This is a genomic window from Buttiauxella warmboldiae (genome assembly GCF_003818135.1).
Classification (GTDB): Bacteria; Pseudomonadota; Gammaproteobacteria; order Enterobacterales; family Enterobacteriaceae; genus Buttiauxella; species Buttiauxella warmboldiae.
The window spans coordinates 1-26,446 of the sequence record NZ_RPOH01000043.1 but is presented as its reverse complement, the minus strand read 5'-3'; the positions used below and the strand labels follow the sequence as shown (position 1 = coordinate 26,446).

The 26,446-nt window shown below is 53.1% G+C and carries 19 protein-coding genes; 9 read left to right on the top strand and 10 right to left on the bottom strand.

What is annotated here, in order from left to right; all coding sequences use genetic code 11:
- Positions 1-97 precede the first annotated feature (97 nt).
- Positions 98-2,527: a glycerol-3-phosphate 1-O-acyltransferase PlsB gene (gene plsB, locus EHN07_RS11755; protein WP_124024320.1), complete on the bottom strand. Its 2,430-nt coding sequence runs from the start codon at positions 2,525-2,527 to the stop codon at positions 98-100.
- Positions 2,528-2,653: 126 nt separating this feature from the next.
- Between plsB and EHN07_RS11750 the strand changes: the two genes are divergently transcribed.
- From EHN07_RS11750 to EHN07_RS11735, 4 genes are all read left to right on the top strand, one after another.
- On the top strand, positions 2,654-3,022 hold the full coding sequence (locus EHN07_RS11750) for a diacylglycerol kinase (protein WP_124024319.1): 369 nt from the start codon (positions 2,654-2,656) through the stop codon (positions 3,020-3,022).
- 108 nt (positions 3,023-3,130) lie between these two features.
- On the top strand, positions 3,131-3,739 hold the full coding sequence (lexA, locus tag EHN07_RS11745; RefSeq protein ID WP_124024318.1) for a transcriptional repressor LexA: 609 nt from the start codon (positions 3,131-3,133) through the stop codon (positions 3,737-3,739).
- Positions 3,740-3,810: 71 nt separating this feature from the next.
- The gene (dinF, locus tag EHN07_RS11740) at positions 3,811-5,142 is read left to right on the top strand and encodes an MATE family efflux transporter DinF (RefSeq protein ID WP_124024317.1); all 1,332 of its coding nucleotides are present in this window, start codon (positions 3,811-3,813) and stop codon (positions 5,140-5,142) included.
- Between the two features lie 157 nt (positions 5,143-5,299).
- Positions 5,300-5,509, top strand: coding sequence for a CsbD family protein (locus EHN07_RS11735; RefSeq protein ID WP_124024316.1), 210 nt, complete (start codon positions 5,300-5,302; stop codon positions 5,507-5,509).
- 73 nt (positions 5,510-5,582) lie between these two features.
- Here the strand turns inward: EHN07_RS11735 and zur are convergent, their stop codons facing one another.
- Complete coding sequence (gene zur / locus EHN07_RS11730; RefSeq protein ID WP_124024315.1) at positions 5,583-6,098, bottom strand: zinc uptake transcriptional repressor Zur; 516 nt, start codon at positions 6,096-6,098, stop codon at positions 5,583-5,585.
- Between the two features lie 534 nt (positions 6,099-6,632).
- On the bottom strand, positions 6,633-7,526 hold the full coding sequence (locus EHN07_RS11720; protein ID WP_124024322.1) for a GNAT family protein: 894 nt from the start codon (positions 7,524-7,526) through the stop codon (positions 6,633-6,635).
- Positions 7,527-8,125: 599 nt separating this feature from the next.
- On the opposite strand from EHN07_RS11720, the gene dusA reads away from it, so the two are divergent.
- Complete coding sequence (gene dusA / locus EHN07_RS11705) at positions 8,126-9,163, top strand: tRNA dihydrouridine(20/20a) synthase DusA (protein ID WP_124024314.1); 1,038 nt, start codon at positions 8,126-8,128, stop codon at positions 9,161-9,163.
- A 212-nt stretch (positions 9,164-9,375) separates the two neighbouring features.
- Here the strand turns inward: dusA and EHN07_RS11700 are convergent, their stop codons facing one another.
- Entirely contained in the window at positions 9,376-10,359 is a 984-nt protein-coding gene (locus EHN07_RS11700) for a quinone oxidoreductase (protein WP_124024313.1), read from the bottom strand.
- A gap of 78 nt (positions 10,360-10,437) precedes the next feature.
- Between EHN07_RS11700 and dnaB the strand changes: the two genes are divergently transcribed.
- From dnaB to tyrB, 3 genes are all read left to right on the top strand, one after another.
- A complete protein-coding gene (gene dnaB / locus EHN07_RS11695) occupies positions 10,438-11,844 on the top strand; it encodes a replicative DNA helicase (protein ID WP_124024312.1) in 1,407 nt (468 codons plus the stop codon).
- Positions 11,845-11,948: 104 nt separating this feature from the next.
- Positions 11,949-13,028 (top strand): alanine racemase, encoded by a 1,080-nt coding sequence (alr, locus tag EHN07_RS11690; protein WP_124024311.1) that lies wholly within the window; start codon positions 11,949-11,951, stop codon positions 13,026-13,028.
- A gap of 134 nt (positions 13,029-13,162) precedes the next feature.
- Complete coding sequence (gene tyrB / locus EHN07_RS11685; protein WP_124024310.1) at positions 13,163-14,356, top strand: aromatic amino acid transaminase; 1,194 nt, start codon at positions 13,163-13,165, stop codon at positions 14,354-14,356.
- Positions 14,357-14,430: 74 nt separating this feature from the next.
- Here the strand turns inward: tyrB and EHN07_RS11680 are convergent, their stop codons facing one another.
- The 3 genes from EHN07_RS11680 to metH all read right to left on the bottom strand — a co-directional run bounded on the left by EHN07_RS11680 (position 14,431) and on the right by metH (position 20,402).
- Positions 14,431-14,826 carry a hypothetical protein gene (locus EHN07_RS11680; protein ID WP_124024321.1) on the bottom strand — a complete coding sequence of 132 codons (396 nt, stop codon included), beginning with the start codon at positions 14,824-14,826 and terminating at the stop codon, positions 14,431-14,433.
- 127 nt (positions 14,827-14,953) lie between these two features.
- Positions 14,954-16,582, bottom strand: coding sequence for a Na/Pi cotransporter family protein (locus EHN07_RS11675; RefSeq protein ID WP_124024309.1), 1,629 nt, complete (start codon positions 16,580-16,582; stop codon positions 14,954-14,956).
- Positions 16,583-16,718: 136 nt separating this feature from the next.
- The gene (gene metH / locus EHN07_RS11670; RefSeq protein ID WP_124024308.1) at positions 16,719-20,402 is read right to left on the bottom strand and encodes a methionine synthase; all 3,684 of its coding nucleotides are present in this window, start codon (positions 20,400-20,402) and stop codon (positions 16,719-16,721) included.
- 185 nt (positions 20,403-20,587) lie between these two features.
- On the opposite strand from metH, the gene iclR reads away from it, so the two are divergent.
- Positions 20,588-21,424: a glyoxylate bypass operon transcriptional repressor IclR gene (gene iclR, locus EHN07_RS11665; protein ID WP_124024307.1), complete on the top strand. Its 837-nt coding sequence runs from the start codon at positions 20,588-20,590 to the stop codon at positions 21,422-21,424.
- On the opposite strand, the gene aceK is transcribed toward iclR, so the two are convergent.
- From aceK to aceB, 3 genes are all read right to left on the bottom strand, one after another.
- Positions 21,421-23,163 (bottom strand): bifunctional isocitrate dehydrogenase kinase/phosphatase, encoded by a 1,743-nt coding sequence (gene aceK / locus EHN07_RS11660; RefSeq protein ID WP_124024306.1) that lies wholly within the window; start codon positions 23,161-23,163, stop codon positions 21,421-21,423. The two genes, iclR and aceK, sit on opposite strands and share 4 nt — an antisense overlap.
- 97 nt (positions 23,164-23,260) lie before the next feature.
- Positions 23,261-24,571: an isocitrate lyase gene (gene aceA, locus EHN07_RS11655; protein WP_124024305.1), complete on the bottom strand. Its 1,311-nt coding sequence runs from the start codon at positions 24,569-24,571 to the stop codon at positions 23,261-23,263.
- 34 nt (positions 24,572-24,605) lie between these two features.
- Complete coding sequence (gene aceB / locus EHN07_RS11650; protein ID WP_124024304.1) at positions 24,606-26,204, bottom strand: malate synthase A; 1,599 nt, start codon at positions 26,202-26,204, stop codon at positions 24,606-24,608.
- Positions 26,205-26,446 lie beyond the last annotated feature (242 nt).

Genomic DNA, 26,446 nt, shown 5'->3' with positions numbered 1-26,446 from the left:
CGTGGTTTTTCCTTCTTTTTTATTGATGGCCGATGTTCGTTTTGCGAAACACGTGGGTTTGTCATCAGTCTGAGGCGGGTTTCCCCGCCTTCTTGTCTTACTCAGCCGCAGCCTGCGACGTCGCACTCTCAATCGTCAAACGCACATCCGGCATAATCAGCTCTGCCAGCATCTGGTAGACCTTCATGGTTTCGGTTGGCTCGGCATCTCCGGTGTCGCTGATATAGCCTTCATCACGCAGGGTTAATACCAGCGAGGTGAACACGGCTTTATCAAAGAACTCCGGTGCGTTAATGCCGTGCAGCACTGACAAACGTTGGGCAACGGTGCGGCTTTCACGCTCCAGCGTCCCGCGGTTAATCGATGGGTTAGCGCTCAGCAGCCAGAAAGTAATCGCGTAACGTTGCAGCGTTTCGCGCACCCCAGCAGCCAGAAGCTGCATGGTGCGTGAGCGCGCCGGATTAATCAGCACCTCATCGCCCGCAAGGCTAACCAACCCCTGGGCTACCAGCTCATTGAGCAGGACATCCATTTCACCGGCAAGCTCAGCGGTATTCCAGCGCAGGAAAAGCTCAGCTTTCAGCATCGGGTAAAGTACTTCCACCTGACGCAGTAGCTCAACGCGTGAAATATGGCGGTGCTGCGTGATAATCGCGGCCAGCAGCGAAGGCAACACCAGCATATGCAGGATGTTGTTACGGTAGTAGGTCATCAACACCGCCTGCTCGCGCGGCAGAATGATGATGTCACCGATAGTGTCCTTCTCTACCTCAAACTTGTTCATCTGCAACGCGTGTTCGATCAGCGCTTCTGCTGGCTGGTCTGGCGTGGTCGCATCCGGTGAATACGGCACGTTACGCAGCAGGCTCAGGTAGCAGTTGAGCTGCTCGGTCAATTGCTCACGAGTGAGTGAACGCTGACGCGACGCAAGCAGCGCGGTACAGCACAGGTTCATGGCGTTTGCCGCGCCGGCATTGTTGATGCGCACCATCAGCTCAGCGGCAATTTCATTGACCGTTGGCGTCAGCCACGCCGGGCGAATCGCTTCGATGGGGTCGATTGAATCACGCCACTCAGGCACGCGCTGGTTGAGGAATGTCATCAGCGGCATCGGTTCACCGAAGTTAACATAGCCCTGGCCGAGGTTACGCAGCTTGCTCAGCCCGCGCACCATCTGCATAAAGCTCTCTTTCTCTTTCGTCGCGCCGCGCAGCTCTTTGGCGTAGGTCCCCACTTCCATTACATGCTCGTAGCCGATGTAGATCGGCACTAATGTAATGGGGCGTGTACCGCCGCGCAGCATGGCCTGAATAGTCATCGACAGCGTGCCGGTTTTCGGGTCAAGCAAACGCCCGGTACGGGAACGCCCGCCTTCCACGAAGTATTCAACGGAATAACCGCGGCTAAACAGCTCGCCAAGATATTCACGGAACACGGTAGAGTAGAGTTTACTGCCTTTAAAAGTGCGGCGAATAAAGAACGCGCCGAGGCGGCGGAAAATCGGGCCTGCTGGCCAGAAGTTCAGGTTAATACCGGCGGCGATATGCGGCGGAACCAGCCCCTGATGATAAAGCACGTAAGACAGCAGCATGTAATCCATGTGGCTGCGGTGGCAGGGAACGTAGACAATCTCATGCCCGTCGTGTGCCAGCTGGCGCACGCGCTCAGCGTTGTGCACGTTAATCCCCTGGTATAAACGGTTCCACGTCAGACCTAACACGCGATCGGTCAAGCGCACGGCTTCATAAGAGAAGTTAGCCGCAATCTCTTCCATCAACGCCACGGCATTTTGCTGCGCTTTTTCATGGGAGATTTTCTTGCTGCGTGCTTCATCTTCTACCGCACGGGCGATAGCTTTTGATGCCAGAAGTTTATTAAACAGATCCTGGCGCACCGGCAAACGCGGCCCGACAGTCGCTAAACGCTGGCGAGCAAAGTGCATACGCGCAACGCGCGCCAGTTTCTGGGCGATCTTTTTGTCAGTACCGTGATCGGTGGCCATCTGGCGCAGCGAAACCGGGGCTGAGAAACGCACAAAGCTGTCGCGGCCAAGCCAGGAGACGGCAAAAAACTTCTGCACGCCGTTCAGCATCTTTAATGGCGGATTCACCTCGCCTTTTTCGCGCCCCGGCGAGCGGCCAAACATCACCGATACCGGCACCATCTGCACATCCAGATTGGGATTGCTGCGGTGTAAGTCGAGGTAATCATGGAACAGCTTGATCGACTCTTCTTTTGGCGTGTAATAGGTAAAGACACGCGGGCCGCCATGAATAAAGACATAGCGCGGCAAGAGCGCGCCGTCGATTTCTAACGGTTCGAAGGGGTCGGGCAAGTGATGCGCGAGGCATTGTGCGCGCAGCGTTAATAAGTCCGCCTTTGAGTTATAGGGCAGAACGTACATGATTGGGCGTGTGGGATCTAAGCCCAGTTCGGCCTGTGGATCTGCCGGAATGGACTTGCTTTTTACCAGAACGCCTAATGGTAAATTAAGTAATTTGTAGTAGATTCTTGGCCAGCCTGACATAAACGATGTAAAGCCTCAGGTTAATGATGCAAATTCGCCGCCAGAATATCAGAATCTGACCCAGATTTCTGTGGCGTTGCACTTTTGATAAGCTTTAATGCTAATAATTTAAAAAGGTTTCCCGAAATGGCGAGCAGTACCACTGGATTTACCCGCATTATTAAAGCCGCAGGCTATTCATGGAAAGGGATCAAAGCGGCCTGGCTCAACGAAGCGGCTTTCCGCCAGGAGGGGGTTTGCGCCGTTATCGCCATTGCCATCGCCTGCTGGTTAGATGTCGATCCCATCACCCGTATTTTGCTCATCGGCTCCGTGGTGCTGGTGATGATTGTCGAGATCCTTAATAGCGCGATTGAGGCACTTGTTGACCGTGTAGGCACTGATTATCACGAACTTTCAGGGCGCGCTAAAGATATGGGCTCCGCCGCGGTCCTCATCGCCATCCTTCTCGCCGTGGTGACCTGGATAACCTTGCTGTGGCAGCATTTGCGATAGTCATTCCAGAATAGTTAAGCCTCTGGTTTTTTGCTTAATTTATGGTTCCAAATTCGCCTTTGACTGTATATACTCACAGCATAACTGTATAAACACCCAGGGGGCGGAATGAAAGCGTTAACTACCAGGCAGCAAGAGGTGTTTGATCTTATTCGGGATCATATCAACCAGACCGGCATGCCACCAACTCGTGCCGAGATTGCTCAACGTCTGGGGTTCCGTTCTCCAAACGCCGCTGAAGAGCATTTAAAAGCGCTTGCCCGTAAAGGCGTGCTTGAAATTGTCTCTGGCGCATCCCGCGGTATTCGCTTATTGGTCGAAGAGGTCAGCGGTATTCCACTGGTCGGCCGCGTAGCGGCAGGCGAACCGCTGCTTGCCCAGCAGCATATCGAAGGTCATTACCAGGTGGACCCCACGCTGTTTAAACCTAATGCCGATTTCCTGCTGCGCGTCAGCGGCATGTCGATGAAAGACATCGGTATTATGGATGGCGACCTGCTTGCGGTGCATAAAACGCAAGAGGTGCGTAACGGCCAGGTGGTGGTGGCACGTATTGACGATGAAGTGACCGTTAAGCGTTTAAAACAGCAGGGTAATACGGTTCATCTTCTGCCAGAAAACAGCGAATTCGAACCTATTGTGGTTGACCTGCGCGAGCATAACTTCTCCATTGAAGGGTTGGCAGTTGGGGTTATTCGTAACGGCGACTGGCTGTAAGTTTCTTCAGGTGATGCGCGCTTACGTGCATCACCCTCTTCCTGATTCTCACCTCTCTTGCTGGATTAGCCATGCGACTTTTTTCCACGGCTGATAGTGCCCTCTGGCGCCTCGCCTTACCCATGATTTTCTCCAACATCACCGTACCGTTATTGGGGCTGGTTGATACCGCGGTCATTGGCCATCTGGATAGCCCGGTTTACCTCGGCGGCGTTGCAATCGGCGCCACAGCAACCAGCTTTTTATTCATGCTGTTGCTGTTTCTGCGTATGAGCACCACCGGCTTAACCGCCCAGGCTTTTGGTGCCAATAATCCTTCGGCCTTAGCTCGCGCACTGGTTCAGCCTTTATTGCTGGCTCTGGGAGCCGGAGCCGTGATTGTCCTGCTGCGAGCGCCCCTCATCGCCCTGGCGCTGCATATTGTCGGTGGTCATCAGGATCTCCTCATACAGGCGCAACGTTTTCTTGAGATCCGCTGGCTGAGTGCTCCAGCTTCACTTGCCAATCTTGTGCTGCTTGGCTGGCTATTAGGCGTTCAGTACGCGCGGGCGCCGGTTATCCTGCTGGTGGTGGGCAATGTGCTCAATATCGTGCTTGATGTGTGGCTGGTGATGGGGCTGCAGATGAATGTTCAGGGCGCGGCTCTTGCCACGGTCACCGCTGAATACGCCACCTTTATCCTCGGCTTGCTGATGGTGAAAAAGGCGATGGGTCTGCGTGGTATCAGCTATACGATGCTCAAACAGGCCTGGCGCGGTAACGTTCGGCGTTTGCTGGCCCTTAACCGCGACATTATGTTGCGCTCGCTATTATTACAGCTTTGCTTTGCGTCAGTGACCATCGTTGGTGCGCGCTTAGGCAGTGAAATTGTCGCCGTTAATGCGGTTCTGATGACGCTGCTAACCTTCACGGCCTATGCGCTTGATGGTTTTGCTTACGCGGTTGAAGCCCATTCAGGGCAGGCTTATGGTGCAAAGAATCGCGGCCAATTGCTTGAAGTCTGGGGGGCCGCCTGTCGTCAGGCTGGTTTAGTTGCGCTGCTGTTCGCCGGGGTTTATGCCTTATCTGGCGAACAAATCGTTGCGTTACTGACCTCTATTCCTGAGCTACAGAAGCAGGCGGATAGCTATTTGCACTGGCAGATAATTTTGCCCGTCGTAGGAGTATGGTGCTATTTACTCGACGGCATGTTTATTGGCGCAACTCGGGGAACAGAAATGCGTAATAGCATGGCTGTCGCGGCGTTGGGCTTTGGCCTGTCGATGTTTAGCGTGCCCTATTTAGGCAACCACGGCCTGTGGCTTTCTCTGGCCGTGTTCCTTGCGCTCCGAGGTTTGTCTCTGGGGTGGATATGGCGCCGGCACTGGAAAGAAAAGACCTGGTTTAACAATGTGCAAGCTTAAGCCGTTAAGTTAAAGATTCTTAGTTTTCCCTATATCACCATATCCTTGACTACAATTATTTCCACGTCCAGCAGAAACAGGGCGTCAGCCAGACGGAAACACCCGGACGAGGGTAATTTTTGTTAGTACTTTTTCACCGAACGATGAGGATATGATGATGAATAAAGACGAAATCGGCGGTAACTGGAAACAGTTCAAAGGCACAGTAAAAGAGAAATGGGGCAAACTGACTGATGATGACATGACCGTCATCGAAGGCAAACGCGATCAGCTGGTCGGCAAAATCCAGGAACGTTATGGGTATGAAAAGGACCAGGCAGAGGAAGAAGTCGTTGATTGGGAAACTCGCAACAAATACCGTTGGTAATGAGTTTCCCGCAAATGTGTTAACCCTGCCCTGGTACAAGGAAGTACCGTTCCGGTCTCAGGCGTTCAAACGCCTAACGAGATTTTTTCTTCGACTCAACGCTATGGTCATGCCCGCAGGTTTCCTGGTGGCTACAGGCTTCCACTTCCGCACAGGCGCTGCATAAACCATGAGCCTCAATAACATTATGATGCAGAGCAAAGCCTAACTGGGCGGCTAATTGATGCATGATATCTTCCACGCCTTGCGCACCATGTTCCTTCACTGCTCCACATCTGTCGCAAATAAACATCGCCGATGAGTGAGTGGGCTGATCAAACAGATGGCATAAAACGTAGCTGTTGGTTGACTCAACGCGGTGCACAAAGCCCTGTTCCAGCAGAAAATCGAGCGCACGATAAACCGTTGGGGGCTTAGCCTGCGGTTCACTGGCTCGCAATAAATCCAGCAAATCATAAGCGCTGATTGCACCTGCCTGCTGCGTTAGTAAACGCAACACTTCAAGACGTTGCGGCGTCAGGCGCACATTACGCTGCTCGCAGAGTTTTTCAGCCTGCGCTAACACGTTTTGTGAAGTCGTGATGTCCATCAGCATTCCCCTGTAGATTAGCCCTACACTTTACCACAATGCGCAAAAAACGCCGAATGGTGCGCCTGCCCGCATCCTTTTAATTAAGCAGATTATGAATAGGCCTGATTGTCTTTGTCCCTGGCTTAGCGCCACCTTCTGATAAAAATAGCCGCCGGGACAAGCAGTGCCCGACGGCTGCTTTATGCTATAGTAGCGACCCTTTTTTAACCGTAGCCATAAACGCCAGTTCGAAGGAATAGCATTGAGGGCTAATCCGTGGGAAATTGGGGAAGACGTCTGGATCATGTTCAACTATCAAGACTTGACAGCAACAGACAGTGCATGAAGTCACACTCATAATGTGTATATCGGTGCACATAACCATACCCTTGGGATTGGTACTCACTCTCATTCCATTTCAGGAACTACGGCAAGCATAGGTTCTGGCACGGTATTTTCTGTAACTAACTGATATATTAAATTGACAGGTTGGTATAGAAGCATATAGTTCCTGCCCCCCCATTATTACTAAAAAATAATGGGGGGACTTATTTATACTAGCCTGCCAAGCTTTTCCTGAAAGCACCACATTTTCTTGTAATCTGCCGTTGGACGCCCAAAGGAAAATCGAATTTTTTTATCTTCAGAAGCAATGCTTTTATATGCTTCATTTATATTAACCCACATCAGAATAGAACCTAAAGAGTGTTTTTTTATTTCCTTATTAATTCCAATGTTTATGAAGTCTAATGAGATAATATTTTTAGAGTCACAATTTGTTATCATCATGAAAGCACAGGGTGCGTTATTTAAAAAGAGAATTTTTCCAAAAAAATTACTCCTGAATGTTTTAATAAACTCCAGTGCGTTTCTTTTGTCATGATGTTGTTTCCCCCTCCGCATTTCAAAAAGAGAGTTATATATATCAAACATCTCATCCGCTGAAAACTCAGATTGATCCTTTATCTCCCCACCATCATTTAAGAATTTACTCAACTCTCTTTTTCGGTTCTTCACTGTTTTATTAGAAAAAGACTCCAAAGGTTTAGCTAGACAAATGGCTCTTCTTGAATTAAACAATTCACTTCTATTAATAATATTTTTATTTATTGGCGATACAATTTTACTTTTGAAAGGAACGATAATATTCCTTTCCTTAGTTAAAGGTAAAATCAATTCATCTTTTGATACAGGGATAGATAGATGGGATGTGACTAAATCTGAGCTAATGTCATTAGCTAACTTGTTTTTATTCCATACACACACTGCGCCATCAACAGCACCCGCTGTACGATGAACGAAATATTTCTCTGTGCAATCGGCATTACTATGAATATAAGACAGCACATCAGGATGGGAAGAAAAATTTCCACCGTATTGAAAATAGCAGTTTTTGTAATCGTTAAAAGAGGCTTCGTCCCAGCCCCAAAATTTACGAATAATCATTATATTATACCCCTTGTAAAACCTCTCGCGAGGCTTAACGTTTTCGTATCCTATCACTTTATCAGCCGCAACGCGGGACAGGAAGCCGGAACAGCTACCATACTCAGTCAGGATGTGCAGCGATAAACTGATCGATACGGCGGATCAGCAACGAAGGAAGCGTTATGTTGATTTTTCCGTTTTCTCCATCAACCGGGGCAAGTCTACATCAACCAGCGCCCAGACAACTCCTGCAGAATCGGGGTTATTGAGGTTATTGAGGTTATTTTTGCTAATGGATTCGAGTTTTTCATGCAGGAATTTGGGCTATAACTCCGTATAAACCTGCCACAAGACATTCAGCGAGCGATGGCCGGAGCCCTGAGCTACTCCACGTTTTGGCATGGACCTGTTTGCTAAATGTTAGGTTTTCCTGGTAGATGTATTTCCCCACCTTCGTTTACGCCCACGGTGCAGCGGTAGCGTAGGGTCCCATCGGCGCGTTGACGTTTTTCTATGCTATAGTAGGTCATGCTTTTCCTTTACCTTCGTTCAACACCCCCATAAATAAGGGATATTGCTGGGGTGTTGATAAAGAAAAATACGACATAAAGACAAAAATGCACGAAAATAAAGAAACCACCAACCCGCACCAGAGCAGCATAAATAGCTGCGTAGAACCAAAATACAGTCCTTCACGCTTCTCCATTGCGCCAATGCTCGACTGGACTGACCGCCACTGCCGCTATTTCTTGCGCCAGTTATCAAGCCAGACGCTGCTGTACACCGAAATGGTGACTACCGGCGCGATTATTCATGGCAAAGGGGACTATCTGGCGTACAGCGAAGACGAACACCCAATCGCGCTGCAGCTCGGCGGCAGCGATCCTGCTGCATTAGCACAGTGCGCGAAGCTTGCCGAGGCGCGTGGCTACGATGAAATTAACCTGAACGTCGGCTGCCCATCCGATCGCGTGCAAAACGGCATGTTTGGCGCGTGTTTAATGGCGGATGCCCAGCGCGTTGCTGATTGCATCAAAGCGATGCGCGATGTGGTGTCTATTCCTGTCACCGTTAAAACCCGTATCGGCATTGATGAGCAGGACAGCTACGAATTCTTGTGTGATTTTATCGGCACCGTGGCCGGGAAAGGCGAATGTGAAATGTTCATCATTCATGCCCGTAAAGCCTGGCTTTCCGGTTTAAGCCCGAAGGAAAATCGTGAAATTCCGCCGCTGGATTATCCGCGGGTTTACCAGCTCAAGCGCGACTTCCCCCATCTGACTATGGCCATCAACGGCGGGATCAAAACGCTGGAAGAGGCAAAACTCCACCTGGAGCATATGGATGGCGTGATGGTTGGCCGCGAGGCCTATCAGAACCCAGGCTTGCTAACGGCAGTCGATCGGGAAATTTTTGCTATTGATAGCCCGGAGGTGGACACCGTAGCGGCGGTTCGTGCCATGTATCCCTACATTGAGCGCGAGCTGGCAAACGGCACTTATCTTGGCCACGTCACTCGCCATATGCTCGGGTTATTCCAGGGGATCCCCGGGGCGCGTCAGTGGCGTCGTTATCTGAGTGAAAATGCCCATAAACCGGGGGCGGGTATTGCCGTGGTTGAACATGCTCTGTCGCTGGTCGCAGATAAACGCTAATTTTAGCCAGTAATAACCGGGTAAATTGCTCAGGCATTGCGGAGTTGATCACAACCTCGCATCCTGGTGGTGAAGTTTGCAGCCTGTGGCATATCAATTAGTTACCGAATCTGACAGTATTAGCGGGCTGCGAAAAACGAATTCATCGCGCTGTACCCTACATACAGAGCGAACAAAAAAGAATGGGCTTCCCTCGGGAAGCCCTAATTCTTTCAGGGAATCAATAGGCTAGAACCCTGGGTGCTACGGCTTTCCAGCGTTTTATGCGCCAGCGCGGCGTCGCTCAGGGCAAACTTCTGCGCCTGCGCCACATCCACTTTGATCACCCCGCTGGCAATCAATGAGAACAGTTCACTGCAGGCCTCTTGCAGCTCTTCACGCGTGGTGATGTAACCATTCAATGACGGGCGAGTAACATACAGCGAGCCTTTCTGGTTAAGAATACCGAGGTTCACGCCCGTGACCGGCCCGGAAGAGTTGCCAAAGCTCACCATCAATCCCCGACGCTGCAGGCAATCAAGCGAGGCTTCCCAGGTATCTTTACCGACCGAGTCATAAACCACCGCCACTTTGTCGCCGTTGGTTAACGCCTTTACGCGTTCGGCAAGATCCTCTTCCCGATAGTTGATGGTCTGCCAGGCTCCTGCCTGCGTGGCGCGCTCCGCTTTCTGAGCCGAACCTACCGTACCAATCATTTTTGCTCCCAGGGCTTTGGCCCACTGGCAGGCTATCAGCCCAACGCCACCGGCGGCGGCATGGAACAGGAATACCTCGTTGGCTTTGATAGGGTAAGTTTTACGCAGCAGATAGTAGACCGTCAGCCCTTTGAGGAATGAAGCCGCCGCCTGTTCGAAAGAGATGGCATCGGGAAGTTTCGCCGCCTTGTCTGCCGGCACGTTATGCACGCTGCTATACGCCCCCAGGCCGGACTGGGCATACACCACACGGTCGCCGACTTTAAGATGGGTGACCCGGCTGCCGACTTTACAGATCACACCTGCCGCTTCGCTACCGAGGCCGCTTGGCAGCATCGGCGGCGGGTATAAGCCGCTGCGAATATAGGTATCAATGTAGTTAATACCTATGGCTTTATTCTCAACCTGGACTTCGTGTTCTGCGGGCAGTGAGGGGGTAAACTCGACGGCTTTTAAAACCTCAGGCCCGCCGTGCTGACTAAATTCAATGCGTGTTGCCATGAGAACTCCTTCTGTTTCCTCGGAGGGAGATAGAGTAAACTCTCGTCTCTCTTATCTGATTTTGGTAACTCCCTCACTATGGCAGGAAATAAACCCTTCAACAAACCGAAAGAACCCCGCGATCGTCAGATGGAAGGGCTGAAAATGCCGCCACATTCTCTGGAAGCGGAGCAGTCGGTGTTGGGCGGTTTAATGCTGGACAACGAACGCTGGGATAACGTTTCCGAGCGCGTCGTGGCTAACGATTTTTTCAGCCGTCCACACCGCATGATCTTCACCGAAATGCAGCGTTTGCTCGAAATGAGCAAGCCCATCGACCTGATCACGCTCTCTGAGTCACTGGAACTTCAGGGCAACCTGGATAGCGTGGGCGGTTTCGCCTACCTGGCCGAATTATCAAAAAACACGCCAAGTGCTGCGAACATCAGTGCCTATGCTGATATTGTGCGTGAACGTGCCGTAGTGCGTGAAATGATTTCCGTCGCGAATGAAATCGCGGATGCTGGTTACGATCCGCAAGGGCGCACCAGCGAAGACTTGCTCGACCTCGCCGAGTCCCGCGTGTTCCAGATTGCTGAGAGCCGTGCGAATAAAGACGAAGGCCCGAAAAGTATCGACCAAATCCTCGAAGCGACAGTCTCGCGTATTGAAACGCTTTACCAGACGCCACACGATGGCGTAACGGGCGTCGACACCGGCTACCAGGACTTGAACAAGAAAACAGCGGGTCTGCAAAAATCGGATCTGATCATCGTGGCGGCGCGTCCGTCGATGGGTAAAACCACCTTTGCGATGAACTTGTGCGAAAACGCCGCGATGTTGCAGGAAAAACCGGTTCTCATTTTCAGCCTCGAGATGCCCGGCGAGCAGATCATGATGCGTATGCTGGCGTCGCTGTCACGCGTCGACCAGACCAAAATCCGTACCGGCCAGCTTGATGACGAAGACTGGGCGCGCATTTCCAGCACCATGGGCATCTTGCTTGAAAAACGCAACATGTACATTGATGACTCATCCGGCCTGACGCCAACGGAAGTGCGCTCGCGTGCGCGCCGTATCTACCGTGAGCATGGCGGCCTCAGCCTGATCATGATCGACTACCTGCAATTGATGCGCGTACCGTCACTATCGGACAACCGTACCCTGGAAATCGCCGAGATTTCGCGCTCGCTAAAAGCGCTGGCAAAAGAGCTACAAGTCCCGGTAGTTGCGCTTTCGCAGCTTAACCGCTCCCTGGAACAACGTGCAGATAAACGCCCGGTAAACTCCGACCTGCGTGAATCAGGCTCCATCGAGCAGGATGCCGACTTGATCATGTTTATTTATCGTGACGAAGTTTATAACGACAACAGTGACGAGAAAGGCATCGCACAAATCATTCTCGGTAAGCAGCGTAACGGCCCAATCGGCACCGTGCGCCTGACGTTTAACGGGCAATTCTCACGTTTCGATAATTACGCTGGCCCGCAATACGACGAAGACTAAATCCTCAACAGCATTCAGCCCGCAAGCGCAGCCAATGCCCTTATGGCCTGAATAAGTTAGAGGGTTGCAGCGTTTCTCATATCCATTTTTAGCAAGGAAAGAACATGCAAGCGGCAACCGTCATCATTAACCGCCGCGCTCTGCGACACAATCTGCAACGCCTGCGTGAACTGGCACCCGCCAGCCGTATGGTGGCAGTCGTGAAAGCAAACGCCTATGGGCATGGTCTGCTGGAGACGGCCCTTACCCTGACTGACGCCGACGCTTTCGGCGTGGCCCGCCTTGAAGAAGGCATCCGGCTGCGGGAAGGCGGGATTACCCAGCCGGTTCTGCTGCTGGAAGGCTTCTTTAATGCCAGCGACCTGCCGACCATCGCCGCGCAAAATTTCCAGACCGCGGTCCACTGTATCGAACAGCTGGAAGCGCTGGAGCAGGCCGAATTAAGCCATCCGATTACCGTGTGGATGAAGCTTGATACCGGTATGCACCGTTTGGGTATCCTGCCGGAAGAAGCCGAAGCGTTCTATCAGCGCCTGTCGCGCTGCAAAAACGTCCGCCAGCCGGTCAATATCGTCAGCCATTTTGCCCGCGCTGACGAACCGGAATCTGACGCCACCCGGCGCCAGCTTGATATTTTCAATTCGTTTACCGCAGACAAACCCGGCGAGCGCTCTATTGGCGCATCTGGCGGCATTCTGCTATGGCCAGACTCGCATCTGGACTGGGTGCGCCCCGGCATTATTCTGTACGGCGTTTCTCCGCTGGAGCAAAAACCGTGGGGCGCGGATTTTGGTTTTCAGCCCGTGATGTCGCTGACCTCCAGCCTGATTGCGGTTCGCGCGCACAAAGCCGGCGAAGCGGTGGGCTATGGCGGCACCTGGATTGCGCAGCGCGATACCCGTCTGGGCGTGGTGGCCATTGGTTATGGTGACGGTTACCCACGCGCAGCCCCTTCCGGCACGCCTGTACGGGTCAATGGCCGGGAAGTGCCGATCGTCGGGCGCGTGGCGATGGACATGATTTGTGTCGATCTTGGCCCCGAGTCGCAGGAAAAAGTGGGGGATGGCGTGGTGATGTGGGGCGACAGCCTGCCGGTTGAACGCATCGCTGAAATAACAAAAGTAAGTGCTTACGAACTTATTACGCGCCTGACTTCAAGGGTCGCAATGGAATACCGCGATTAATTTCTTTGCATTTTGGGGGTGGATGGCACGGCACTTCTCGCCCCCGGATATTCAGGAAACAAACTCCTCGATCTGTCCCCAGCTTCCGGTTTACATTGGTGGTCCGCAACACTGTAAACCAGGAGAACCTCACCGTGTTTCAAAAAGTTGACGCCTATGCTGGCGACCCAATCCTTTCCTTGATGGAGCGTTTCAAAGTTGATCCGCGTAGCGACAAGGTCAATCTCAGCATCGGTCTCTATTACGATGAAGATGGGGTCATCCCGCAGTTACAGGCCGTTGAGCAAGCGGAAGAACGCCTGCATGCTCAGCCACATGGCGCATCAATTTACCTGCCAATGGAAGGTCTGAACAGCTACCGTAGCGCGATTGCGCCGCTGCTGTTTGGTGAAGCGCATCCGGCGCTGGCTGAAGAGCGCATTGCCACCATTCAAACGCTGGGCGGCTCAGGCGCGTTAAAAGTGGGTGCGGACTTCCTGAAAACCTGGTTCCCGAACGCCCAGGTATGGGTCAGCGATCCAACCTGGGAAAACCATATCGCAATCTTTGGCGGTGCCGGTTTTACCGTCAATACTTACCCGTGGTTCGATCCCGCAACCAACGGGGTGCGCTTCGAAGCGCTACTGGAAACGCTCAATACGCTGCCTGCACAAAGCATCGTGCTGCTGCACCCGTGCTGCCATAATCCGACCGGTGCCGACCTGACGGATGCGCAGTGGGATGCAGTGGTTGAAATCCTCAAGGCGCGTGAGCTGATTCCTTTCCTGGATATCGCCTACCAGGGCTTTGGGGCGGGAATGGAAGCGGATGCCTATGCTATCCGTGCGGTTGCCAGCGCCGGGCTGCCTGCGTTAATCAGCAACTCATTCTCCAAGATCTTTTCCATGTATGGCGAACGCGTGGGTGGGCTTTCGGTAGTCTGTAAAGATGCGCCAACCGCTGGCCGCGTGCTGGGGCAGCTGAAAGCCACCGTGCGCCGTAACTACTCAAGCCCGCCGAACTTTGGTGCGCAGGTTGTGGCTCTGGTGCTTAACGACGAGCAGTTAAAAGCCAGCTGGCTTGCGGAAGTTGAAACCATGCGCCGTCGTATTCTCGATATGCGCCAGGCCCTGGTTTCAGTGCTGAAAACCGCCATGCCGGAGCGCAATTTCGACTACCTGCTGCAACAGCGTGGCATGTTCAGCTATACCGGCCTGAGCGCGGCGCAGGTTGACCGCCTGCGCGATGAGTTTGGCGTGTATCTGATTGCCAGCGGGCGCATGTGTGTGGCGGGGCTGAATAGCAATAACGTCCAGCGCGTGGCGCAGGCGTTTGCCGCAGTAATGTAAGCACTCGCTAACTTTTCCGTTCCGGCAAAGAAAACACGGGCAATAAGATGATAGTTATTGCCCGTTATCAGCGATTATTTCGCCGTCGCGGCAATCAGCGCTAATTTTTTCTGAATATCCTTATCCAGATTATTCACCCAGTGATTATATGAGCGGTGAATTTCCCCACCGGATGCCAGCAGATTTACGCTGCTAACATAATTGATGGTGTAGGCTTTTTCGCTATAGTTAATGCGCACGGTAACGCTGTGCTTACGAATGTTTTGGGTCGCATTAATCACTCCCGGCCCTGCCACGGACATAATCCAGTCGCGTCCTTGCCCGGCATTGATAATCGCCTCTTTTACCTGCTCAGGGGTTACATGCTGAGTAATAATGGTCTGCGGTGTGCGTACCGGTTCAGTACGTTCCAGCGCCGAACATCCCACCAGGGCCATAATACAAAGTCCCCCAGCCAACCATTTCTTCATATTCACGGTCGAACTCCTTGTAATTAATAAAGTTAAGCGGCTGAATTATAAACGGCTTGAATATCAGACAGAAGAATAAATAATCATTTCAGGAAGAAGCATCTTCCATTATGAAGATGCTGCGGAGTTAATAGTCGTCACGCTCATCATCGTCCGGCTGTTCCAGCACGCTATAGGCGACGGCGCAGAACAGGGAATTCAGGCGTTTCATATCGCCAAGCAGCCCGAGGTGCAGCGAGCTGGTTTCGATACTCTGCACGTTTTGCTGATGCAGGCGGTCAACGTGGGCATGCGAGAAACGGCGGTTCAGGATACGGAAACGATGCTTGTTACGGCGCAGGCGGCGGGCGCTGTTCACGTCGGCGGAGAAAAAGACCGACAGGCTGAGTTTCAGGTTGTTGGTTAGCTGTTGCAGCAGAATATCCAGCTCTTTCAGCCCCTCAGGTGAGAATGCCCGCCGCGTAGCCAGCGATTTATCCGCCACTTCGCTTCCCATGCGCTCGAGAATATCCGCCGCCTGCTCAAGGTTGAGCGACATCTCAATAATCTCTGCCCAGCGCCGCGACTCCACTTCCGCCAGCTCCTCTTTCTGCATCTGCGCCATATAGAGTTTGATTGCGGTATACAGCACATCAACATCATCGGCGAGCTTACGCAGCGCCTTTTCCTGGCGCGGTTCGCCGTGCATTACTTTGCTCCAGGTTTCCAGCATCTGCTCAAGCACGTCTCCCATGCGTAACGTTTCGCGTGCCGCATTGGAAAGCCCAAGAGCCGGGGTATCGAGTGCCGTCACATCAAGATGCTTCGGCTTCATACGCGCATCCACTTCTGGCGCTTCACTAATCACATTGCGGCAAAAACGCGCCATTACGCCGGCAAAGGGCACCATCGCCACGCAGCGAATCAGGTTGTAGAAAACGTGGAAATAGATAACCAGTTCAGATTCCGGCTGCGCGAGCTTTTGCATCAACTCCGCCAGCAGATGTACGAACGGCAGCACTATCGCGCCGCCCACCAGCTTAAACAACAGGCTGCCAAGCGCAACGCGACGGGCCGCAGCGTTGGCGGTACTGTTGTTGATCATCGCCAGCAGGCCTGAGCCTAGATTAGCCCCAATCACCAGGCATAATGCAACATCAAACGAGATGATTCCGGCAGAGGTCAGCGTGGCGGTCAGCAGCACCGCGGCCAGGCTTGAATAGCTGATAATGGCGAACAACGCGCCAATCAGCGCGTCGAGCATAATATCGCCGGTCAACGAAGCAAAAATCACCTGAACACCGGATGCCTGGGTTATTGGCGTGACGGCGGCCACAATCAACTCCAGCGCCAGTAAAATCAGCCCGAGCCCAATACTCACGCGGCCAAGCTGCCCGGCTCGCGTCTGTTTGCGGCTCAGGAAGAAAATCACCCCAAGGAAGATCAGCAACGGCGAGAGCCAGGAAAGATCGAAGGTCAGGATACGCGCCATGAGCGCCGTCCCCACATCTGCTCCCAGCACAATGACTAACGCAGGCGTCAGCGCCACCAGGTCCTGGGCCACAAAAGAGGTCACCAGCATAGTGGTGGCATTGCTGCTTTGCACCAGCGCGGTGACGCCAATGCCGGCGCAGAAGGCAAACGGTTTTTTTTCAACGCTGCGGCTCAGGACGCTACGGAGATTCGCGCCATAGACCCGCATGATACCGGTACGCACAATGTGCGTACCCCATACCAGTAGCGCCACCGCCGAAAGCAGATGCAGTAAGGTAAGCACGCGTTCTCCCAATCAATTGACGTTAAGAAATTCCTTCTCTTTCCAGTATATAACGCCTGGCGACAATTAAGCGTTTCGGGCTAACCCCCTCACCCGCTCTCCATCAAGGAGAGGGCCGGGTGAGGGTCGACGCGAGCTAGTCGGCGTCATAGCCCAGGTTAGGTGCTAACCAACGTTCAACATCAGTAACGGGCATTCCTTTACGACGCGCATAATCTTCTACCTGATCGCGTTGGATCTGCGCCACAGCGTAGTATTTGCTATCAGGATGGCTGAAATACCAGCCGGAAACCGAGGCGCCTGGCCACATCGCGTAGGATTCCGTAAGCTTCATGCCCACCATATTTTCGACGTCCAGCAGCTCCCAGATAGTCGCTTTCTCCGTGTGTTCCGGGCAGGCCGGGTAGCCAGGAGCCGGGCGGATCCCCTGATAGTTTTCGCGGATCAGCTCATCGTTGCTCAGATTTTCCGTTGGCGCATAGCCCCAGTAAACCTTACGCACGCGTTCATGCAGATATTCCGCAAAAGCTTCTGCCAGGCGGTCAGCAAGCGCTTTCACCATGATTTTATTGTAATCATCGTGCTGTGCTTCAAAACCTGCGGCCAGCGCGTCTTCTTCCATGCCACCGGTGACCGCAAAGGCACCGATGTAATCCGCTTTACCGCTGAGTTTTGGCGCAACATAATCCGCCAGACAGTAGTTGGCGAAGCCCACTTTCTCGGTTTGCTGACGCAGATGGTGCGCCACGGTTTTCACCCGGGTCCGGGATTCATCGTGGTAAATTTCGATATCGTCATCGACACGGTTTGCCGGGAATAGCCCCACCACGCCACGCGGCGTCAGTAATTTTTCCGCGTGCAGCTTGTCGAGCATCTCGTTCGCCTCTTTGAACAAGCGTTTTGCTTCTTCACCCACCACTTCATCTTCGAGGATGCGTGGATATTTCCCGGCCAGCGACCAGGTCATAAAGAACGGCGTCCAGTCGATGTAGTTGCGCAGCGTTTCGATGCTGGCAGTCACTTCCTGCACGCCCGGGCGATGAGGAACCGGAGGCGTGTAGCTTGCCCAGTCGAACGCCAGATCGTTTTCACGCGCAGCGGCAAGCGTTACCGGCGGAGTCCGTGGTTTTTTACGCCCATGCTGAGTACGCACCGTGACATATTCTTTGCGCGTGCGTGCGACAAATTCGTCATGCTGGGTCGGCGAAAGTAATGCAGAAACCACGCCGACGGTGCGCGAGGCGTTCTGCACATAAACCGTTGGGCCACTGTAGTTTTGCTCGATTTTCACCGCCGTGTGCGCTTTAGAAGTCGTCGCTCCACCGATCAGCAGCGGTAGCGTAAAGCCCTGGCGCTCCATCTCTTTGGCGACGTTAACCATTTCGTCCAGCGACGGCGTAATCAGCCCGGAGAGGCCGATAATATCCGCCCCCACTTCACGGGCAGTTTTCAAAATTTTCTCGGTTGGCACCATTACGCCAAGGTCGATGATTTCGTAATTGTTGCACTGCAGCACTACGCCGACGATGTTTTTGCCGATGTCGTGAACGTCGCCTTTCACCGTCGCCAGCACGATTTTACCGTTGGTGGAGCCTTTTTCTTTGCTGGCCTCAATGTACGGTTCGAGGTACGCCACCGCCTGTTTCATTACGCGGGCCGATTTCACCACCTGCGGCAGGAACATTTTCCCTTCGCCAAACAGGTCGCCTACGACGTTCATGCCGTCCATCAGCGGGCCTTCAATGACCTCAATTGGGCGCGCGGCCTGCTGGCGGGCCTCTTCGGTATCGAGTTCAATAAACTCGGTGATCCCTTTGACCAGCGAATATTCAAGACGCTTTTTCACCTCCCAGCTACGCCATTCGGCCTGCTGCGCGTTTGCGCCATCGTCGATTTTGCTACCGCGATATTTTTCCGCCAGATCCAACAGGCGTTCGGTGCTGTCATCGCGGCGATTCAGGATGACGTCTTCTACCGCGTCACGCAGTTCCTGCGACAGGTCGTCATATATCGCCAGTTGCCCGGCGTTGACGATCCCCATATCCATACCGTTGCGGATAGCGTAATAGAGGAATACCGCGTGAATCGCTTCGCGCACCGGATCGTTGCCACGGAATGAGAACGATACGTTCGACACGCCGCCAGAAATCAGGGCATGCGGCAGCTCGCGCTTGATGTCTTCGCAGGCGCCGATAAAGTCCTGGGCGTAGTTGTTGTGCTCTTCGATACCCGTCGCGACGGCAAAAATATTCGGGTCGAAAATAATGTCTTCCGGCGGGAAGCCGACCTCTTCGGTCAGAATTTTGTAGGCGCGGCGGCAAATTTCAATTTTGCGCTCGCGGGTATCGGCCTGGCCGACTTCATCAAAGGCCATCACCACCATCGCAGCACCGTAACGGCGCACTAATTTGGCGTGGTGGATAAACGGCTCGATCCCCTCTTTCATGGAGATCGAGTTAACGATGCCTTTGCCCTGAATGCATTTCAGGCCTTTTTCGATGACGTCCCATTTCGAGGAGTCAATCATGATGGGTACGCGGGCGATATCCGGTTCACCGGCAATCAGGTTGAGGAAACGCACCATCGCCGCTTCGGCGTCGAGCATTCCTTCATCCATATTGATATCGATGATTTGCGCACCGCTTTCAACCTGCTGAAGTGCGACTTCCAGCGCTTCGTTGTATTTATCTTCTTTGATCAGACGCTTAAATTTGGCAGAACCCGTCACGTTGGTACGTTCACCGACGTTCACAAACAGGCTTTCTGCGGTGATATTCAGCGGCTCAAGCCCTGCTAAACGACAGGCGACTGGCAGGTCAGGCAATTTACGCGGCGCAACGCCTTCAACCGCTTTGCTCATCGCGGCGATATGTTCCGGCGTGGTGCCACAGCAGCCACCGATGATATTCAGGAAGCCGGCCTGCGCCCATTCGCCAATCTGTTTTGCCATTTCTCTGGCATCTAAATCGTACTCACCGAAAGCATTCGGCAGCCCGGCGTTCGGGTGCGCGGTCACGTAACATTCGGCAATGCGCGAAAGTTCTGCCACGTACTGGCGCAATTCATCCGGCCCCAGCGCGCAGTTAAGGCCAAAGGTCAGCGCATCCGCATGGCGCAATGAGTTATAAAACGCTTCGGTGGTTTGCCCGGAAAGGGTGCGGCCAGACGCGTCGGTAATGGTGCCGGAAATCATGATCGGCAGATCGACGCCCAGCGCTTCAAATTCGGTTTTCACGGCAAAAATAGCCGCTTTGGCGTTCAGGGTATCAAACACCGTTTCGATCATAATCAGATCGGCACCGCCCTCCACCAGCGCACGTGTGGATTCGCGATACGCATCCACCAGCTGATCAAAGCTAACGTTACGAAACGCGGGGTCGTTTACGTCCGGTGAAATGGACGCGGTACGGTTGGTTGGGCCTAACACACCTGCCACGTAGCGTGGTTTTTCCGGCGTGCGTGCGGTCCATTCATCGGCACAGGCACGAGCCAGCTTTGCCGCTTCGTAGTTTATTTCTGCCGACAGGGATTCCATCTGGTAATCCGCCATCGCGATGGTGGTGGAGTTGAAGGTATTGGTTTCGACGATGTCGGCACCCGCTTCAAAGTAGGCATAGTGGATTGCGGCAATGGTTTCCGGTTTGCTCAGCACCAGTAAATCGTTGTTCCCTTTCAGATCGCACGGCCAGTCCGCAAAGCGCTCACCGCGAAAATCGCTCTCATCAAAACGGTAGCTCTGGATCATGGTTCCCATACCGCCATCCAGCACCAAAATGCGTTGTTGCAACTGCTGATGCAGTTTTTCTAATTTATTGCTCACTCTCGCTCCCACCTGTTTACCCAAGCCTGTCAGCCCAACAAGTCATACTGTCACAAGTTGTAATAGTCGCAAAGTAATCGAACATGAGACATGTTCACCTGACTGCTCCGATGAGTCGGTTGCGGGTTGCATTATCGTCAAATAAAACGAAAATGATTTCCACGATACGAAAACAGGAGTCAGTTATGGTTGCTGCCGTTCCCGCCAAACGTGGAAAAAAACCGCGCGCTGCCACCACCGTGGCCGCGCCTCAGCCTACCGGACAAGTTCAGTCGCTGACTCGCGGCCTGAAACTGCTTGAATGGATTGCCGAATCCCACGGTAGCGTTGCGCTCACCGAACTGGCGCAGCAGGCTGGCTTACCTAACTCCACCACCCACCGCCTGTTAACTACCATGCAGCAGCTCGGCTTTGTGCGCCAGACGGGCGATCTCGGGCACTGGACGATTGGTGCCCACGCGTTTGTCGTCGGCAGCAGCTTCCTGCAAAGCCGTAACCTGCTGGCCATTGTTCACCCTATTTTGCGTAAGCTGATGGAAGATTCCGGCGAAACCGTGAATCTGGCGGTGCTCGACCACAGCGATCGTCAGGCGATTATTATCGACCAGGTGCAGTGCGCCCAGCTGATGCGCATGTCCGCACCGATTGGCGGCAAGCTGCCAATGCATGCTTCAGGTGCCGGGAAGGTGTTTCTGGCGAATCTGAGTGACGATCAGGTGGCAACGCTGCTGCATCGCAAAGGCCTGCACAGCTACACGCCTGCCACCCTGACTTCACCCCTGCACCTGAAAGAAGATTTAGCGCAGACGCGCAAACGCGGCTATTCGTTTGATGATGAAGAGCATGCGCTGGGGCTGCGCTGCGTGGCGGCCTGTATTTATGACGAGCACCATGAAGCCTTTGCCGCCATTTCGATTTCCGGCCCGATTTCTCGCATCACGGATGACCGCGTAACCGAGCTGGGCGCGTTAGTGATTAAAGCCGCGAAAGAGATTACCCAGGCTTACGGCGGCGGGCGCTAACCCGCCTGCTTTACCTCGCCGAAACGCAGAATAAACCGCTGGCGACGGCGGTAAGCGTAAACATCTTCTACATAGCCGTTGCGGATCCTTTCCTGCAACCCGCGCCAGTAATCAGCCCGGAACAGCTCGCTGTGCATCTCATCAAAGAGCTGGCGAATACGCGGGTCAGCGCATAAATAGTGGCGAAACTCTTCCGGAAAAACATCTCCCGGTGCCACGCTGTACCACGGCTCGGCGGAGAGTTCGTCCTCCGGGTAGCGCGGCGGCGGCACATCGCGGAAATTCACTTCGGTCATATAGCAAATTTCATCGTAATCGTAGAACACCACGCGCCCGTGGCGGGTGACGCCAAAGTTTTTAAACAGCATGTCGCCGGGGAAAATATTCGCCGCCGCAAGCTGGCGAATGGCGTTGCCATACTCCTCCACGGCATCGCGTAACTGCTGGCCTTCTGCCTGCTCCAGCCACAGATTCAGCGGCACCATACGCCGTTCAATATACAAGTGGCTGATGGCGAGGCTGTCGCCCAGATCGGTGAGTTTTTCCGGCACTTCCTGCTTTAAGAGCTCCAGCAGCGGCTGGCTTATTTGATGCTTCGCGAGTACAAAATTTTCAAATTCCTGGGTATCAGCCATACGCCCAACGCGATCGTGCTCTTTGACCAGCTGATAGCATTCGCGCACACGCCCGGCGGTAACCTCTTTCTGTGGCGCAAACTTGTCTTTAATCACTTTGAATACCCGGTCAAAACCAGGCAGCGTAAACACCAGCATCACCATGCCGCGAATGCCCGGCGCTTCAATAAACTGCTCATTCGTGTTTGATATGTAGGTCAGATATTCACGGTAACTTTCTGTTTTACCGTGCTTCTGGCAGCCAATCGCCATATACAGCTCGGCAGTGGTTTTACCGGGTAATAATTCGCGTAGCCATTCCACTAACGCCGCAGGCTGCGGGGCGTAAACCATAAAGTACGAACGGGCGAAACCAAAAACGATGCTCGCCTCAGAAGGGCTGGTCAGGCAGGTATCGATGACCAGCGTTCCTTCATCCGTACGGTGTATCGGCAGCAAAAATGGCACTTTGCCCGTTGGCAGAACCAGTTTTCCTACCAGCCAGGCGGCTTTATTGCGGTAAAACAGTTCGTTGGCAATGTCGAGTGAAGCCTGTTGCAAAGCCTCAGCGCCGAAAGTTTCACTCAAATGCGCGATGATGTAACCGGCATCGCGAGCTAAATCCTGCCACGGCAGGCGCAAAGGCAAATCCCGCAGCAAAGAACGCAAAAGGGGCTGCCAGCCTAAAGCTGGGGTAAAGGTTTTTGACAGCGGGCGAGGAATGGCGCGAAAGCGCGTTTCGTCCTGAGAGCTGAAAATAAAAAGCCGCTCGGGAGATAACCTGCGGTGATCGAAAAGTCGACAATAAACGGAATTAAAAAAGCTTTCGGCAATTTCAAAGCGAGGGTAATCGGGCAATAACTGGGTGTATTGCGCTTTGACACGCAATAAAAATTCGTCGTCCGTATGCTGGCCGTCGGTAATGCAGCGCAATTGTTCAACCACCAGACCGACATGGTGATCGTAGAGATGGATACGGCTTTTCATCGCCCGCTGCACCGCATGCCAGTCCGCCTGCTCGAAGCGCTGCTGTGCGCCGGCGGTCACTTCCAGAAAGCGTCCATACTGTGCATCAAAACCCTGCAGGATAGTATGGGCGATTAACAGTTCCAGCCTACGAGTCATAACGCACTCCATATAAATGCAGGGTGGAAAAGCGAAGCGTCTTCCACCTTCGCCTTTAAATGGCGGATGACGCAATGCTTACCCGCCCGACAAGAACTCAGAACTGCTCTTCTTCCGTTGAACCCGTTAATGCAGTTACCGAAGAAGCTCCCCCCTGGATAATCGTCGTCACATTGTCGAAATAGCCGGTGCCGACTTCCTGCTGATGAGATACGAAGGTGTAGCCTTCGGTCGCGGCGGCAAACTCTGGCTGCTGCACTTTCTCAACGTAATGGCGCATGCCCTCACCCTGCGCGTAAGCGTGCGCCAGGTCGAACATGTTGAACCACATGCTGTGAATGCCCGCGAGCGTGATGAACTGGTATTTGTAGCCCATTGCTGACAGCTCCTCCTGGAACGAAGCAATGGTTTTGTCGTCGAGGTTTTTCTTCCAGTTAAACGATGGCGAACAGTTGTAGGCCAGCAGCTTACCTGGGAAGCGAGCATGAATGGCATCAGCAAAGCGACGCGCCTGTTCAAGATCTGGCTTCGAGGTTTCACACCACACTAAATCGGCATACGGCGCGTAAGCAAGGCCACGGCTGATAGCCTGCTCAATGCCAGCACGGGTACGATAGAACCCTTCCTGCGTGCGCTCGCCGGTAATAAATTCGCGGTCGTATTCGTCGCAATCAGAAGTAATTAAATCCGCGGCGTCGGCATCGGTTCGGGCAATCACCAGCGTTGGAACGCCCATCACGTCTGCTGCCAGGCGTGCCGCAACCAGTTTCTGAATCGCCTCCTGAGTCGGAACTAAAACTTTGCCCCCCATATGGCCGCATTTCTTCACCGATGCCAGCTGATCTTCAAAGTGAACCGCCGCCGCACCCGCCTGGATCATCGATTTCATCAGCTCGAACGCGTTCAGTACGCCACCAAACCCAGCTTCAGCATCAGCCACGATCGGCAGGTAGTAATCAACATAACGCGGATCGCCCGGCTCAATATTCGACGCCCACTGGATCTGATCGGCGCGACGGAAGGTGTTGTTGATCCGATCGACGACCGCAGGCACGGAGTTTGCCGGGTACAGTGATTGATCCGGATACATGCTGGCTGCCAGGTTCGCATCTGCCGCCACCTGCCAGCCAGAAAGATAGATCGCTTCAATACCTGCTTTCGCCTGCTGCAACGCTTGCCCGCCAGTTAACGCGCCAAGGCTGTTGATGTAGCCCTTTTTCGATTCGCCATGCAGCAAGCGCCACATTCTGGCTGCGCCATTTTGCGCCAGCGTACATTCCGGGTTCACAGAACCACGCAATTTCACCACCTCTTCCGCGCTGTACGGGCGCTTGATCCCTTCCCATCGTGCTTGCGTCCAGTCTTCTTTTAATTGTTGGATTTGTTGGTTGCGTGAGGTTTTAGTCATGGCAGATGCTCCATATTTTTTTAATGTGTAGGGTTTAAGCAAGCAGGCGGTAGCCCGGCAGCGTCAGGAAGTCGATTAACGTTTCGGAAGTGGTGATTTGTTCCATCAGGCGAGCGGCTTCATCAAAGCGCCCCTGGCTGAAATGTTTGTCGCCCAGCTCTTGCTGAATAACGAGCATCTCTTCGGCCAGCATCTGGCGGAACAGATCTCTGGTGACCGTTTCGCCGTTGCTCAACGTTTTTTGATGGTGGATCCACTGCCAGATAGAGGTGCGCGAGATTTCTGCCGTCGCGGCATCTTCCATCAGGCCGTAAATCGGCACGCAGCCATTGCCCGAAATCCATGCTTCGATGTACTGCACTGCCACGCGGATATTGGCGCGCATGCCTGCTTCTGTTCGCTCGCCAGGGCACGGTTCCAGCAGCTGTGCAGCCGTAATCGGGGCATCTTCTTCACGCAAAACATGCAGCTGGTTTTTCTCGTCGCCCAGCGCATTGTTAAAAACTTCAATCACCGTGTCGGCAAGGCCTGGGTGCGCAATCCATGTGCCGTCGTGGCCGTTGGCTGCTTCCATTTGCTTATCTGCTTTAACTTTATTGAGCACCCAGTCGTTACGGGCGCTCTCTTTACTCGGAATAAATGCCGCCATGCCACCCATGGCGAAAGCTCCACGGCGGTGACAAGTTTTGATCAGCAGGCGTGAATACGCGTTCAGGAAAGGCTTATCCATGGTGACGGACTGGCGGTCTGGCAAAACGCGATCCGGATAGTTTTTCAGGGTTTTGATGTAGCTAAAAATATAGTCCCAGCGGCCACAGTTGAGGCCAACGATGTGATCGCGCAGCGCGTGCAGGATCTCATCCATCTGGAATACCGCAGGCAGCGTTTCAATCAGCAGCGTTGCCTTGATGGTGCCGCGCGCCAGCGAGAAGCGATCTTCGGTAAAGCTGAAAATATCGCTCCACCAGGCGGCTTCCTGCCAGGATTGTGTTTTTGGCAGGTAGAAATATGGGCCGCTGCCTTTTGCCAACAAAGCATCAACGTTGTGGAAGAAGTAGAGAGCGAAATCAAACAGGCTGCCCGGGATCGGCTCATCGCGCCAGATCACATGCTTTTCCGGTAAGTGCAGGCCACGCACGCGGCAAACCAACACCGCTGGATCTGGCCTTAACTGGTAAATTTTGCCGGCTTCGTTGGTCCAGCTAATGGTGCCGTTGATGGCATCACGCAGATTGATTTGACCGTCGATAACCTTGCCCCAGCTCGGCGCCAGAGAGTCTTCAAAATCAGCCATAAAAACTTTGACGTTAGCATTGAGTGCATTAATCACCATTTTGCGTTCGACAGGCCCTGTGATCTCAACGCGACGATCGAGCAAGTCCGCCGGGATTCCGCGAATAGTCCATTCAGATTCACGAATGGAACTGGTTTCCGAAATAAAATCCGGCAGTGTACCGCTATCAATTGCTGCCTGCTGGACGGTGCGTGCCGCCAGTAGTCTGTTACGCTGCGCGCTAAAGCGGGTAACGAGTTCACTAAGAAACTCGACGGCATCAGGCGTCAGGATCTGTTTTTCCTGTTCACCAAACGGCTGGCTAAAGGCCAGCTCGGTGCTAACTGTCTGTTGTGTCATTGGATCTTTCCCCTCATTTTATTCCATTCCTGGCGCTTATTTTATCTGGTACGTCCAGCGTCTGGTTTTCAATCAACAGAATTAAGACTACTTCATGATTTTTTAAAATCAAAAACAATTTCCATTTTCATAACAAAAATGAAACATTCAGTTGATAAATAAGGAATTAAAATTGATATGAGGGAGGAAGGGATTTTCAGATAGCAAAAAAGCACCCTAAGGTTAATGCTGATCGTTTAAGG

Bases quoted from the DNA above. Each gene is read 5' to 3' on its own strand.
- lexA (WP_124024318.1), top strand. From the start codon at position 3,131: ATGAAAGCGTTAACTACCAGGCAGCAAGAGGTGTTTGATCTTATTCGG.
- plsB (WP_124024320.1), bottom strand. From the start codon at position 2,527: ATGTCAGGCTGGCCAAGAATCTACTACAAATTACTTAATTTACCATTA.
- dinF (WP_124024317.1), top strand. From the start codon at position 3,811: ATGCGACTTTTTTCCACGGCTGATAGTGCCCTCTGGCGCCTCGCCTTA.
- EHN07_RS11700 (WP_124024313.1), bottom strand. From the start codon at position 10,359: ATGGCAACACGCATTGAATTTAGTCAGCACGGCGGGCCTGAGGTTTTA.
- EHN07_RS11720 (WP_124024322.1), bottom strand. From the start codon at position 7,526: ATGATTATTCGTAAATTTTGGGGCTGGGACGAAGCCTCTTTTAACGAT.
- dnaB (WP_124024312.1), top strand. From the start codon at position 10,438: ATGGCAGGAAATAAACCCTTCAACAAACCGAAAGAACCCCGCGATCGT.
- aceA (WP_124024305.1), bottom strand. From the start codon at position 24,571: ATGACTAAAACCTCACGCAACCAACAAATCCAACAATTAAAAGAAGAC.
- aceB (WP_124024304.1), bottom strand. From the start codon at position 26,204: ATGACACAACAGACAGTTAGCACCGAGCTGGCCTTTAGCCAGCCGTTT.
- aceK (WP_124024306.1), bottom strand. From the start codon at position 23,163: ATGACTCGTAGGCTGGAACTGTTAATCGCCCATACTATCCTGCAGGGT.
- dusA (WP_124024314.1), top strand. From the start codon at position 8,126: ATGCACGAAAATAAAGAAACCACCAACCCGCACCAGAGCAGCATAAAT.
- iclR (WP_124024307.1), top strand. From the start codon at position 20,588: ATGGTTGCTGCCGTTCCCGCCAAACGTGGAAAAAAACCGCGCGCTGCC.
- alr (WP_124024311.1), top strand. From the start codon at position 11,949: ATGCAAGCGGCAACCGTCATCATTAACCGCCGCGCTCTGCGACACAAT.
- EHN07_RS11750 (WP_124024319.1), top strand. From the start codon at position 2,654: ATGGCGAGCAGTACCACTGGATTTACCCGCATTATTAAAGCCGCAGGC.
- zur (WP_124024315.1), bottom strand. From the start codon at position 6,098: ATGGACATCACGACTTCACAAAACGTGTTAGCGCAGGCTGAAAAACTC.
- EHN07_RS11735 (WP_124024316.1), top strand. From the start codon at position 5,300: ATGAATAAAGACGAAATCGGCGGTAACTGGAAACAGTTCAAAGGCACA.
- EHN07_RS11680 (WP_124024321.1), bottom strand. From the start codon at position 14,826: ATGAAGAAATGGTTGGCTGGGGGACTTTGTATTATGGCCCTGGTGGGA.